The sequence below is a fragment of the Hymenobacter psoromatis genome (genome assembly GCF_020012125.1).
Taxonomy (GTDB): domain Bacteria; phylum Bacteroidota; class Bacteroidia; order Cytophagales; family Hymenobacteraceae; genus Hymenobacter; species Hymenobacter psoromatis.
Genome location: NZ_JAIFAG010000001.1, coordinates 4,457,686 through 4,470,233, shown reverse-complemented (window position 1 = coordinate 4,470,233; position 12,548 = coordinate 4,457,686). Strand labels below are relative to the sequence as shown.

The window sequence follows — 12,548 nt, the reverse complement described above, 5'->3', positions numbered from 1 at the left end:
CGGCCCGTTTCGGAATAGCATCATCTAACCCTTCGATATCATGGCCCGAGTTTGTGATTTGACCGGCAAGCGCACCCGCGTTGGTAACAACGTATCGCACGCCAATAACAAGACCAAGCGTAAGTTCTACCCCAACTTGCAGAAAAAGCGCTTTTACATCCCCGAGCAGGATGCCTGGGTAACCCTGAAAGTAGCGACCTCTACCATCCGCACCATCAACAAGAATGGCATTATGGCCACCTTGAAGAAGGCCAAGGAACAGGGCTTCATCTCCTACTAACTGCCACGCAAAGCCGCGGGCCCGTTTTTCTGACTCGGCGCATGGCGCTGCCGGGCTGGCTTTTAGCGCGGTAGCGTGTGGCTGGCTTGTACACTTCAGGAAAAAAGCCGTACCTTTGCAGTCCTAAAATCAAAAACTAATCCCCCTCCCGTCACGATGGCCAAGAAAGGAAACCGGGTGCAGGTTATCATGGAGTGCACCGAGCATAAAAACTCAGGTATGCCGGGCACCTCACGTTACATCACCACCAAGAACCGGAAGAACACCCCCGAGCGCATCGAGCTGAAGAAATTCAACCCGATTCTGCGCAAAATGACTGTTCACAAGGAAATTAAATAACCTGAGTCATGGCTAAGAAAGTAGTAGCAACGCTGAAAACGGCGACCGGTAAAGACTGGGCGAAAATCATTCGCGCCGTGCGCTCGGAGAAGACCGGGGCCTATACCTTCAAGGAGGAAATGGTGCCCGTGGATAAAGTGCAGGAAGCGCTGGCCGGTAACAAATAAGCTGCCTCACCGCTGATGAAGCAAAAAAGTCCCACCTTCGTGGGACTTTTTTCGTGTTTATAGAATGGCTGATTGATTTACCAGAACGGTCACGCTGAGCTTGTCGAAGCATCTCTACCGCCTCATATGAGCTATTCAACGATATAGATGAAGCGGTAGAGATGCTTCGACAAGCTCAGCGTGACCGTTCCAGGGGATTCTACATTCTTCATTCCTACCCCCTACCCCCCTACCCTACCCTCATGGGCCTCTTCGACTTTTTTAAGAAAGACAAGGAAAATAAGGAGCAGCAGCAGGCGCTCGACGCGGGCTTGCAGAAGACCAAGACCAGCTTCTTCGACCAGCTCAGCAAGGCCGTGGTGGGTAAAAGCACCGTGGACGAGGCCGTGCTCGACGACCTCGAAACGCTGCTCGTGCACGCCGATGTGGGTATCGATACCACGGTGAAAGTCATTAACCGCATCGAGCAGCGCGTGGCCCGCGACAAGTACGTGAGCACCAATGAGCTGGACCGCATTCTGCGCGAGGAGATTGTGGGCTTGCTCGATGCGCACGGCGACAGCACCGGCTCCAGGGCCATCTTGGACCGGCCCGATAGTCCCGATCACCCGTTTGTGATTATGGTGGTGGGCGTGAATGGGGTAGGCAAAACCACGACCATCGGCAAGCTGGCGCACCGCTTCCACAGTGCCGGCAAGAAGGTAGTACTCGGCGCGGCCGATACGTTTCGGGCTGCCGCCGTGGACCAGCTCATTGTGTGGGGCCAGCGGGTGGGCGTACCCGTCGTCTCGCACGGCATGAACACCGACCCCGCCTCCGTGGCTTACGATGCCGTGAAGCAGGGGGTGGAGACGGGGGCCGACGTGGTTATCATTGACACGGCCGGCCGCCTGCACAACAAGGTGAACCTGATGAATGAGCTAACCAAAATCAAGCGCGTGATGCAGAAGGTCATCCCCGAAGCGCCACATGAGGTGCTGCTGGTACTCGACGGCAGCACGGGTCAGAATGCTTTTTTGCAGGCCAAGGAATTTACCCGCGCCACCGAGGTATCGGCCTTGGCTATTACCAAGCTCGATGGCACGGCCAAGGGGGGGGTAGTGATTGGCATTTCGGACCAGTTCAGCATCCCAGTGCGTTACATTGGGGTAGGCGAAAAAATGACGGACTTGCAGCTTTTCGACCGCCACACGTTCGTCAATTCTCTGTTCAAAAAGTAGCGTTGCGCAAAAAAACGGCGGCCGGGTAAACTAATGACTGGTCGCTGGGCGTTCCGCCAGCCACTATTGCCTTTCTTTTTATGATGCGCTTCGTTCTGTTGGGCTTACTGGGCGGCGGGCTGCTGGCCGCCTGCAACTCGTCGTCCCCGGCTTCTCCTAATAACCAGCTCATTCCCACGGTGCCCGTCAACGTGCAACTCGATTTGCTGGACCAGCAAAACAAGGCCCTGCGCTTTGATAACGGGGTAGTGACCATCCCGCCCGGCAGCGCCAACGGGCAGGGCGGTATCAAGGGCATTTACGTAGTGCGCCAGAACGCTTCTACCTACCTGGCTTTTGAGCGCAACTGCCCTTACCAGCCGCTCAGCAGTTGCGCTACAGTCACGCTCGACCGTAGCTCACACCTGTTCTTTAAGGACAGTTGCTGCACCTCGCAATTCAGCCTCCAGGGGCAGATAACGGGCGGCCCCGCCCCGCGCCCGCTCCGGCAGTATAGTACTAATTTGAACGGCAGCCTACTATCAATCACGAACTAAGCACTTGCCACCGCTAAAAAAGCGGCAAATTCTCCGCGAAAAATTGGTATTTCAAAAATACTCTTTCTATCTTTGCAGCCCGAAAGCGCCGGTTTCGGATGAATTAGCTTCCTTAGCTCAGCCGGTTAGAGCATCTGACTGTTAATCAGAGGGTCCCTGGTTCGAGCCCAGGAGGGAGCGCTTTACCTGGAATGCCCATCGATAACCGATGGGCATTCTTCGTTTCCAGGCTGTAAGGGCATATTCTGGGTTGGTAGTTCGGTTGTCGTCGGCTATCTTTGGTTCTAAACCAGGGCGGAAACCGAGGCGAAAGCCAGGGCGACGCTGCAAAGCCTGACGTATGAACCGGACGACTTCTTTCAAGCGGAAAATCAGTGTGCGCCTGCATCCGCGGCTGGCGGAGGCGGATAAGCAGGGCTTTTGCCCGCTGCGGCTTACGGCCCGCTGGCACGGGCAGGAGATTCAGGAGCCTACCGGGGAGCGGGTATTGCCCCAGCGCATTGGCAAAAATGGTGAGCCTGAGGAACTGTGGCACGTCGGCACCGGGCGGGTGCTGCGGGGGCACGAGGACTACGTGAACATCAATTCCCGGCTGAGCGATTGGGAGAAGGACATTACCGATGCGTTCTACCGGCTCTTCGACCTAACTCCCTTTCAGAAGGTAGAGAAGGCAGCCCTACTGGCGGCGCTGTTCCCTGATGCGAAAGCTAAAATTGTGGCCCCTGCGCCGGTGGTGACCAGCCGCACCTTCCGGGAGGTGCTGGACGAGTGGAAGGCCGAGAACCGCAACTTGGGCAAGGACTCGTTGCGCAAGTACGACCAGCTGGCCACGATGATGGAAAGCTGGCAACCCGACCTGCGGCCGGAGCAGGTGACGCAGAAGGTGGCCAAGGAATACTTGCAGCACCTGCTGGACCTGCAGAAGTCGGACGCAACCATCAAGGTGCATTTTACCGGGCTGCGCAAATGCTTCGAGCAGCTGGGTGAGAAGGCGGATATGCCGTGGCTGCAATACTCGGCCAAGAACGCACCGCAGCTGGACCTGGAAATTGAGGAGGTGCGCAAGCTTATTCAGTGGCGGCCGACTTCGGAGGGCCTGGCGGAGGAGCGGGACCGGTGGCTGTTTCAACTATTCAGCGGGCGGCGGTATGAGGACCTTGAAAAGTTCGACGTGCGCGAGCGGATTACCCTTACCCTGGCGGATGGTAGCCAGGTGCCCGCGCTGCTCCACGCGCAGGGAAAAACGGGCAATGACGCGGCAGTACCGCTCCCGCCCATCGCGGTAAAAATCGGGGAACGGCGCGGCTGGCGGTTTCCGGCCCGTACCTGGCAGCAGCGCGGCGACTGGATTAAAGAGATTGCGCAGTCGGCGGGCCTCACGCGGGAATGGGACGACCGGCTGATTACGGGTGGTAAAGTGGTCCACAACTGGCGGCCTATCTGGCAGGTTATCGGCACCCACACGGCGCGGCATACAGCGGGCACGCTGCTCAAGCAGGTGAGTAGCGGCAACAAGGCGCTGGCCAAGCTGGTGCTCGGGCACGCCGAGGAAGACGTGACCGACCGCTACGCCAAGGACAAGGCCCGGCTACTGGCCCCGGCGGTGCTGGATGCCTGGCAGAAAATACTTGGTGAGTGGTACGACAGCGAGCCGGCATAGCTGGTAATGGTTTAGTAACCAATTACTACCAGGTTGTATGGTAGGCGCATACGGGAGTGGCCGTATAAAGCACTTGCCACCGATACGGTATTTTCGTAGTCCTTGCTTACAACGTTCTTTCCACCAGTACTATAGCGGTATGCGTTGGGTACGGCCAATACCAGTGTGTCTACTTCGACCATTACCAAAGCTTGGATAAGGTCCCGATAAACGGCGTTACCCATCCATGCCCGTCCAGCTTCAATCTCCAGGCCACACCGCCAGCCACTGTGAAAAGCATCAATCTCATAGCGTAGGCTGGGAACACCGTTTTCCCCAAAAAATACCGGACGTGCAATTTTGTCTGTTGAGCGTTTGCTTGCTTCAACTGCAAAACCCAGTAGTACTAAATCCTCACGCAGTACGGCAAGCACAGCATCGCTGGAAAGGCCTTTTTCCAAATCAAGCGTGCCTACTGCATCAAGATGCTTCTGAAATACAGAGACAATCTCCGTGACAAAATGCGCGGGTGGTTCAGTCTGCGGGTAGCACATGAACCGGATTCTGTTTTTAGACAATGGGTAATTCTGTGACAAAGAATGTGAGGACGGATTCTGGCCTGAAAACAAGATTCAACGAAAGTAACAGGCGTGGAGTGACTGACTGAGGGTGCTTTGAGAGTGGCTTTAGGGTGCCTTTAGCTACGGTTCAAGGCGGCTTGAACCTCGGCCTCGGGCAGGCGGGTGTAGGCGCAGAACTCGGTGACGGAAACGTAGGCGCGGGCGGGCTTGCGGAGTTGGGTGCGGATGCGCTGCAGGAGGCGCTTGCCCGCGTCGTAGCCGGTGCCGGTAAGCTGGGCAGCCTCCTTGGGGTAGATGCAAATCTGGGGCATTCTGGGACTGGTTGGGGCGGTTGAGACAGACGAATATACAACGCCGCAAAGCGGCTGGTAGGTTCGTGCCATGAAAGCTAAAGCATTGTATGTCAGTGGGTGGTTGCTAGTAGTTGCATCTGGTTTCGGATTGGAATACACTTCACCGGCCAGCGGTGGAAATACTGCTCTGGGGGGTACGCCGCTGGCTGCTGAGCCGGGCCGGGTGGTGCGGGTGCTGGATGGCGACACCTACGAGGTGCTGACCGGTGGCCAGCCGGTGCGGGTGCGCCTGCGGGGCGTGGATGCGCCCGAGCTAAGCCAGCCCTTCGGGCGGGAGGCGGCCGACTCGGTGACGCTCTTGCTGCGCGGGCAGCAGGTGTGGCTGACGCGGCAGGGCATCGACCTCTACGGGCGCACGCTGGCCGGGCTGCGGGTAGTGACGCCGGCGCGGCCGGGCGGCGTGGCCTTGGATTCGCTGCTGGTGGTGCGCGGCTGGGCGTGGGCCTGGGACCCGACGCGCCGGGTAGCGGGCCGCGTGGCCGAGCAGGCCAGCGCCCAGCGGGCGGGCCGGGGGCTGTGGAAATGCGGCGTGGGCGGCGTGGTGCCTCCGCATGTGTGGCGGGGCTTCAAAGCAGAAATAAAGCGGCGCTACCGGGGTGGCTGCACCTGGTAGACGGAGCCGCTAACGAAAGCAGCCGGATATATCTTCTCACTTAATTCTTTTTCATCATGGCCCAGCAAACGGGTATTTTGGGCATCAAGGGTACCGTAGGGGGCCTGGTGTTCGCCAAGGATGGGAGCGTGCGCCAGAAGCAGGCTTCCAATAAGTCAAAGTTCATGGGGGCGGCCAGCATGGCCCGTACCCGCGAAAACGCCTCAGAGTTTGGGACGGCGGCTCAGGCGGGCAAGGTGGTGCGCGATGCGCTGCGCTCGCAGATTCAGGCAGCCAGCGACAGCAAGATGATTTCGCGTCTGACGCAGGCCATGCGCGCCATTATCTCGCTGGATACGACCAGTGCCCGCGGTCAGCGCGTGGTGCAGGCCTCGAATGCCGCGCAGCTGCTCGGCTTCAACTTCAACCTGGGCGCGGGCCTGGGGCAGTCGCTGTTCTCGCCCTACAGCGTGGTGGCCAGCGGTGCGGACGTTACGCTGTCGATTCCGCGGCTGGACTCACAGATTGACGTGCGGGCCCCGCAGGGGGCGACGCACTACGAGCTGCTGTACGGGGTGGCCTCGGTGAACTTCACCGACAAGACCTACAAAGCCGCTACGGTAGCTTCGGCGCTGGGCATCCTGGCGCTGACCAGCCCGGCCAAAACGAGCGTGAGCATCACGGCTACTCTGCCGGCGGCTCCGACTGCAGATGAGCTGGTGCTGGCCGTGGTGGGCATGAACTACTACCAGCAGCTCAACGGGCAGTACTACCCCCTGAACAACAACGCCAGCAACCCGCTGGCCGTGGAGTACACCAGCGCCAAGCCCCTGGCAGGCGGTGGCGGCGCGGGCACTACCTACGGCACGCACCTGGCCGGCCCGAACGGCTCGGGTGCCGGCGTGACGCTGGCCGCCTCGGCCGGCGATGGCTTCGACTTTGATGAGCTGACTACCGGCGGCTCGGCCCCGGCCAGCATGGACATCAACATCGGGGGTACGCAGGTGGCCAGCGTGGCCTACCTCGACCGCTACACGGGCAAGCCGTTCAGCTTTACCCACGCGGGCGTGGCTCATACGGGCGCATTTGCCGCTACGGTAAACTTCTAGGCTAACCCCCTGGAAGTAAGTTTTCAGCCGGCCCTGGTAGCAATGCCGGGGCCGGCTTTTTTTATTCACTTCTCAGCATTTCAGCTTTATGAGTACCATCAGCAAACAGCTTTCGGGCTTTATTTTTAACGGGGCCGCGCTGGCGCTGGCCTCGGCCCCCTGGAAGGGTAACGTGCGGGCCGTGTACGGCTTCAACGCCGACGGCAGCGGCTACCAGGTGTTCAAGCCGGCCAGCCAGTTCAACTCGCTCAGTGAGCTGAAGCAGGACGGGGTGTACATCCTGGATGCTGCCAAGCTGGGCTTTGACTTGCCGGGGGCGGCCCTCACAGCCGCTACTTCTACAGCCGCCGGGGCCCTCACGCTGAACAGCTTTATACACAGTCCTTCAAATGGCTACGACAACATTACCCTGCAAGTATTTTCGCCGGATGCGACAGATAAAGAGTACCTGCTGGTTTTCGACTCGCCGGGGGCCTACTCTTACAAGCTGGCAATAGGGGATGGTATCAGCCTGTCGGTGCCGGGCGTGTCGGCCGGGCAGGTTGTTACGCTTACCGCCGTAGCACCCTCGGGTGCGCGGCTGGTGCACACGTTCACGGTGGGCGAGTAAGCTGCGCTTTAAGCAGCTTCGCCAACCAAAAAAGCCGGCTCCCTTGGGTGAGAGCCGGCTTTTTTTATAGACTGCTTGGCTATGTGCTTGGAATAACTTAGCCTTCGCTTTCAGCTATTAGGACAAATGATGTTGGATGGCTAGCATGATGACTTTCATACAAAAAGCGGCCGAGGTATCGGAAGCCTGCACCTGGATGCTCAGCCTTATTCTTCCGGTAGAAAACTAGTAGCTCAGTGCCTTCTGCCTGATGAGTTAAGATGAGTTTGTCTGTTCGGCCGCTCATCTGCCCCTGCCATCGTAGCATATCGCCGTCTAGTTGGTCTTGATATTGAGTCTGGTCCTGCTCTTTCTCTTCAGTGACAAATAGCCAGACTGAACGCGTGCCACGCGGCTTAAATACACCGGTGTCGAGGGTCTTATCAATAATGTTGAATTTGTCGCGCAAGTCCTGGCGAGTATAAACCTGCTGCGGAATGAGGTCGAACGATGTATAGGCAAGAGGCATAAGCGTTTGACTAGAGCAGTGTCTGGAACGACGTGGGAAGACAGGCCGTTGTAGTAGTATGGCCGACAAGATTACGCCGCAGCGCCGCAGCTACAATATGTCGCGTATCCGCAGTAAGGATACTAAGCCAGAAATTCTTGTGAGGCAATGGCTGCACAGCCATGGAATACGGTTTAGAATACATCGTGACGACCTGCCTGGCAAGCCTGATATAGTTCTGCCCCGCTATCAGGCGGTGGTAATGGTGCATGGATGCTTTTGGCATGGACATGAGGGACACCCATGCTTCAAGGTGCCATCCTCACGCACTGAATGGTGGCAGCGCAAGCTAGGGTATAATAAGGCTCGTGACTGGCAGCACCAGCGTGAACTTGAATTGCTTGGATGGAGGGTAATTGTGGTTTGGGAATGTGAGTTAAAACCTGCCCGGCGCTTAGAGACCCTGCACAATCTGATGAAGCAGTTGAAAGCGGAGGTGTGCCTCGATGTAGACAGCCCTGAATTTTGGGAGAATATAGCTTAGAGTAGCAGTTGCGGATATGATTAATCATCCGATATTTGCCAGTGCCCAAAGACTACCTGAGTGGTAACGATTCCGCTCGAAGGGCATATGAGTCTCTATGGATTATATCCGTTGGAATAATCTGGTGGCTGACCACCTGTTTAAACCTTCCCGGCGTGGCCAGGAAGTGTTCCTTTGTTTAACAGAGGACGATTTGGTGCGGATAGTTCTGGCTAAAGCAGACTCGGCACCACAAGACATGATTATCCAAAGCTTAGCTAATCAAAATGCTGGTGGTATAATATGCGATTTTTGGAAGGCACTTCGGCAGGGACCCATATTTTGGGACACGCTTTCGAATGGAACCCACTCGTTTATAATTGGGAACAATATTACTGACTGGATTCAGCGGCCTACGCCCCGACACCCAGCTGAGCTAGCAAAATATGCCTGGGAGGATTGGTCTCGGGCCCGGCTCAGCACAAAAGTTGTGGGGTCCAGGTCAGTGCAATACCGAGCAGGCAGGATTGCTATCAATGCGCCATTGCATCTGCTGTACCTTGCGAGCTTCACGTTTTCTTTTAGCTCGCCAGATACCGTAAATGCGCATAGCAGCCATTACGATACATGGAATAGCTTTTTTGGCCCTCCCCGCAGTTTGCTCAAACAAGGAGCTACTGTTTCGACTCAGGTATTGAGCGGACTCGGCATCGGCGTTTGGGCGTCCATGTGGAAAGAGGTTGAACGCTGGAGTCAGGAGGACTTAGGTGGTGAGCGTGGAGTGCTGGTAGCCCGGCAATTTGCCAATCCTACTTGGAAGTACGTTGGATTACCACTATCGCAGTGTTTGCTGCCGCCCCTCTGCTTACGGCGTCTGGCCCGACAGTTTTATAAGTTTGGCTTTACAGCTCAAGCTGCGCTTCGTATCACGGAAGACGCTTTAAAGGCTTGTCTTTTAGACGCAGGCACGGCTTTACCCATGCGAACTAGGGATATTCTATTAAACAATAGCCCGCCGGAGGTGTGTAAGGCGGTTGTGGAACAGGCACGCGGCCGACTACAGATTTACAATGGGCTTGTAAAAATTGAGCGGCCTTTTGGCCAAGGAGTTTTGGGACAGCCAAAAACGGGGGACATTTTAGATGGCGCTATTGGAGAGCTAGTCCCATTTATCAAACTCAGCTTCGGCAGGCCTACTTTCTATCATCGGCTACAACCACAAGCAGAGGCAGATACCGAGTTGCAATTGACGCACCAGGGTGTAGACTATAGTTGTAAGATTGGCGCTGTCTGGTCGACTCCAATCGAAAATATCCCCATACAAACCGACGCAGTGGTATTGGAGGACAGCCAACGAAAATGGAAGGCAGTTGCCCGTTTGGAGGAAATCCAATTTTTTGCCTTAGCAAGTGACCGGGTCGGCCTTCCTGATTACATAGCTGTAAGTGGGCCCGAATTGGGAGAGTTGCTAGTATTATGTCAGCCTGAATACGCTGAGAGATTACGGCAGTGGGCTGCTAATTGTGGGAACGTGCTGCAGGACGGTGCACTGGTAACAGGACCTGCAATGGGCGTACACTTTTTTAAAGTGCATTTTGAGCGGTTGACTGCTTCTCCAAGTGCCCTGCCAGTATCTGTAAAGGTGGATAAAAGTATTGAGCCGCTGGGAGGATTGTCAGTAGGCCGTGGGGACTACTTAGCTGACGCCATGCCTCAATTTAAAGCGAGTAGTATGGCCCCCGATGAGAGTTTGCAAGTAGTATATCAGGCTGACGGCGAGAAGCAGTTTTTGCGGCCGATGGAGGGCAAAACTGGATTCTGGAACCTGCCCCCCGACCTACGGCTTGATGTAATGTTTCGCGTTGAAACGGCCGATGGCACCGCTGCCTCGCGCCCATTACGAGCGTTGCGCTCGTTGCTGCCTGTAGTAGGTCAGTGCCCCGACGTACTCCAAGGGCTGCTGCTGGAAGATTGCAAAGCTTCTGGCGAGGCCGTCAGCTTCGTTCGGAGCCTTGCAATTGAGGCACCGGAAGCAGAAAAAGCTAAAGTAGCTCAACGGTATAGCATACTCTATAAGCAATATTTCAAGGGAGCTGGGGAAATTGCAGGTTTAATACCTCAGGCAACTGAAGTCCAATCCCAGCCTAATTATGCACAAGCTGACCAACTATTATATCTGCTATCTGCCCGTGGCAAACTAGACCGGGAGAGCTTTCGTGAGGCTTTTGGAGGTTTTCGGCCAGAAGCTGGCACAGAATGGCGCTTCGCAATGCGGTGGTTTGGACAGTTGGGTCATGCAGCATACCAGTATGAGCGCGGCCGGGATGTGCTCACCGTGTTACCCCCAACACTCTCGTTGCTGCCCGACCGTAGTAGCGGTGGCCGCCGGTTTCTATTGACTGGAATGCGGCTGCCGGGTATGCTTAAAGAAATAGCAGAGTGGAAACCAGCTAAAATTAAGGTTTGCGTAGTAGCGCAACATTCAGCTAACCACCGCTATTTACTGCCAGATGCTGCTATCGTAGAAACATTGGCTTCGTCATCAGATATCCAGGCCTTGGCAGCGGCCTTTCAGTTTCGGTATCAGGATTGGATGCCTACCACAGCGCAGTGGCTGCTGTTAGGTGGCAGCTTAACCCAGTATCAGCGCACCTTGGTGAAAGCTGATGTCAGCATGTTGCCACCGCCCACTTGGCCGCATCAATACTTTGACTTGGATGCTTTGGCTATGAGGCCGGCATACGCCGGAACTGATGGGTCATTGCCTTATTGCCGAATCAAAGGGGCGCTGGTATCATATGATATGCGCCGAGGACAAGAGCGGTTCAGACTTTGGCTGGATGACGTTGCCTACGTGGTGGAGCCTTCCTGGGGTCGTTATATAGTGCTTCAACGCCACAAGCGTCAAGTATTACAAGTGCGTGACGGTAAGCTGTTAGTACCGGGGGGAGCAAGTCTACCGGGTGGTATTGGGTTAGCTGCTAGCTTGCTCGATGGAAGGGTACCTGACTGGCGCAATATTGATGGTAAAGGTTACTATCAATGAACCTGTTTAGGAAGGAGGTAGCGGCGAGCAAAACGCAAAAACTCCCACAAAAGCGAGAAATTTGAGGTGCGACCCATCTCCTTTCTCTCCTTCATGGAAGTCCTGACCAAAGATATGATTATCCGCTGGATACTGCCTCATTTGCCCACCCGCACGGGTGGCCGGCGGCCGGCTGCTGACCCGGCCGAGGTCGTTGGAGCCATCTGCTACAAGCTCAAAACTGGCTGCCAGTGGCGGTGGCTGCCCGTCAGAAGCCTGTTCACGGGGCCGCCATTAAGCTGGCAGGGGGTGTACTACCACTTTAACGCCTGGGGCAAGCAAGGAGCCTGGAAAAATCTGTGGCTCACCAGCTTGCGCCTGCATCGACGCCGCCTCGACTTATCCAGCGTCCAACTCGATGGCAGCCATACGCTGGCCAAGAATGGCGGGGCCGCTATCGGCTACCAAGGCCGCAAGGCGGGCCGCACCACCAACGCCCTGTTCCTGGCCGACAACCAGGGCCTGCCGCTGGCTGTGGCCACGCCCCAGGCCGGTAACCAGCACGATACGTTCGAGTTGGAACGGGTGTTTGCCGAGTTGTGCGACTTACTCGAAGCCGCCGAGCTGCGCTTGGAAGGCTTGTTTTTGAATGCCGACAAAGCCTTTGATGTCAGTAGCTTGCGCCAAGCCTGTGCGCGGCGCGGCATCGAAGCCAACATCCCACGCAACCGGCGCTCAGCCGACTGGCAGACCGATGACGACACCCCCCTGGACCCGGAACTCTACCGCCGCCGCCTGGTCATTGAACGCCTCAACGCCTGGCTCGACGGCTTTAAGGCCCTGCTTGTGCGCTACGAAACCAGCTTGCAAAACTGGCTGGCTCTGCACTGGCTAGCCTTTACCGTACTACTACTGCGCAAAATTGCCCCGCCTACTTCCTAAACAGCTTCAATATCCGGCTGATGGGGCCTACGCCCTAATTAACAATGAACTGTTTGACAAACTAGGTCAGCGGCCAGTGCTTGTAAGATAACACCTCCTCAAAGCTGGCTGGGAGCACCTGCCGTTTTTGTGCAAAAGGCACCCT

General features: G+C 56.5%; 15 protein-coding genes and 1 tRNA gene. 13 read left to right on the top strand and 3 right to left on the bottom strand.

Features of this window, described 5'->3' with window-relative positions; all coding sequences use genetic code 11:
- The first annotated feature begins 40 nt into the window (after positions 1–40).
- The 7 genes from rpmB (at position 41) to LC531_RS19290 (ending at position 4,202) form a co-directional block, all read left to right on the top strand.
- Positions 41–280 carry a 50S ribosomal protein L28 gene (rpmB, locus tag LC531_RS19320; protein WP_223653199.1) on the top strand — a complete coding sequence of 80 codons (240 nt, stop codon included), beginning with the start codon at positions 41–43 and terminating at the stop codon, positions 278–280.
- Between the two features lie 156 nt (positions 281–436).
- Positions 437–619, top strand: a complete 183-nt coding sequence (gene rpmG / locus LC531_RS19315) for a 50S ribosomal protein L33 (RefSeq protein ID WP_133659579.1) — start codon at positions 437–439, stop codon at positions 617–619.
- 8 nt (positions 620–627) lie between these two features.
- Entirely contained in the window at positions 628–786 is a 159-nt protein-coding gene (locus LC531_RS19310; protein ID WP_223653197.1) for a DUF4295 domain-containing protein, read from the top strand.
- Positions 787–1,028: 242 nt separating this feature from the next.
- Positions 1,029–2,006 (top strand): signal recognition particle-docking protein FtsY, encoded by a 978-nt coding sequence (ftsY, locus tag LC531_RS19305; protein ID WP_223653195.1) that lies wholly within the window; start codon positions 1,029–1,031, stop codon positions 2,004–2,006.
- An 80-nt stretch (positions 2,007–2,086) separates the two neighbouring features.
- Positions 2,087–2,542, top strand: a complete 456-nt coding sequence (locus tag LC531_RS19300) for a Rieske (2Fe-2S) protein (RefSeq protein WP_223653193.1) — start codon at positions 2,087–2,089, stop codon at positions 2,540–2,542.
- A gap of 106 nt (positions 2,543–2,648) precedes the next feature.
- A tRNA-Asn gene (locus LC531_RS19295) sits at positions 2,649–2,722 on the top strand.
- Between the two features lie 160 nt (positions 2,723–2,882).
- On the top strand, positions 2,883–4,202 hold the full coding sequence (locus LC531_RS19290; protein WP_223653191.1) for a site-specific integrase: 1,320 nt from the start codon (positions 2,883–2,885) through the stop codon (positions 4,200–4,202).
- An 11-nt stretch (positions 4,203–4,213) separates the two neighbouring features.
- Here LC531_RS19290 and LC531_RS19285 read toward each other — a convergent pair whose 3' ends face one another.
- Both LC531_RS19285 and LC531_RS19280 read right to left on the bottom strand, forming a co-directional pair.
- The gene (locus tag LC531_RS19285) at positions 4,214–4,735 is read right to left on the bottom strand and encodes a hypothetical protein (RefSeq protein WP_223653190.1); all 522 of its coding nucleotides are present in this window, start codon (positions 4,733–4,735) and stop codon (positions 4,214–4,216) included.
- A 143-nt stretch (positions 4,736–4,878) separates the two neighbouring features.
- A complete protein-coding gene (locus LC531_RS19280) occupies positions 4,879–5,073 on the bottom strand; it encodes a hypothetical protein (protein ID WP_223653188.1) in 195 nt (64 codons plus the stop codon).
- A gap of 130 nt (positions 5,074–5,203) precedes the next feature.
- Here LC531_RS19280 and LC531_RS19275 point away from each other — a divergent pair, with 130 nt between their 5' ends.
- From LC531_RS19275 to LC531_RS19265, 3 genes are all read left to right on the top strand, one after another.
- A complete protein-coding gene (locus tag LC531_RS19275; RefSeq protein ID WP_223653186.1) occupies positions 5,204–5,728 on the top strand; it encodes a thermonuclease family protein in 525 nt (174 codons plus the stop codon).
- Between the two features lie 56 nt (positions 5,729–5,784).
- Complete coding sequence (locus tag LC531_RS19270) at positions 5,785–6,816, top strand: hypothetical protein (protein ID WP_223653184.1); 1,032 nt, start codon at positions 5,785–5,787, stop codon at positions 6,814–6,816.
- Positions 6,817–6,904: 88 nt separating this feature from the next.
- Positions 6,905–7,426, top strand: a complete 522-nt coding sequence (locus tag LC531_RS19265) for a hypothetical protein (RefSeq protein WP_223653182.1) — start codon at positions 6,905–6,907, stop codon at positions 7,424–7,426.
- A 97-nt stretch (positions 7,427–7,523) separates the two neighbouring features.
- Here LC531_RS19265 and LC531_RS19260 read toward each other — a convergent pair whose 3' ends face one another.
- Positions 7,524–7,934, bottom strand: a complete 411-nt coding sequence (locus LC531_RS19260; protein WP_223653180.1) for a DUF3427 domain-containing protein — start codon at positions 7,932–7,934, stop codon at positions 7,524–7,526.
- Between the two features lie 58 nt (positions 7,935–7,992).
- Between LC531_RS19260 and LC531_RS19255 the strand changes: the two genes are divergently transcribed.
- The 3 genes from LC531_RS19255 (at position 7,993) to LC531_RS19245 (ending at position 12,403) form a co-directional block, all read left to right on the top strand.
- Entirely contained in the window at positions 7,993–8,457 is a 465-nt protein-coding gene (locus LC531_RS19255; protein ID WP_223653178.1) for a very short patch repair endonuclease, read from the top strand.
- 97 nt (positions 8,458–8,554) lie between these two features.
- A complete protein-coding gene (locus LC531_RS19250) occupies positions 8,555–11,482 on the top strand; it encodes a hypothetical protein (protein ID WP_223653176.1) in 2,928 nt (975 codons plus the stop codon).
- A 93-nt stretch (positions 11,483–11,575) separates the two neighbouring features.
- On the top strand, positions 11,576–12,403 hold the full coding sequence (locus LC531_RS19245) for an IS5 family transposase (RefSeq protein ID WP_223648922.1): 828 nt from the start codon (positions 11,576–11,578) through the stop codon (positions 12,401–12,403).
- The last annotated feature ends 145 nt before the right edge of the window (positions 12,404–12,548 follow it).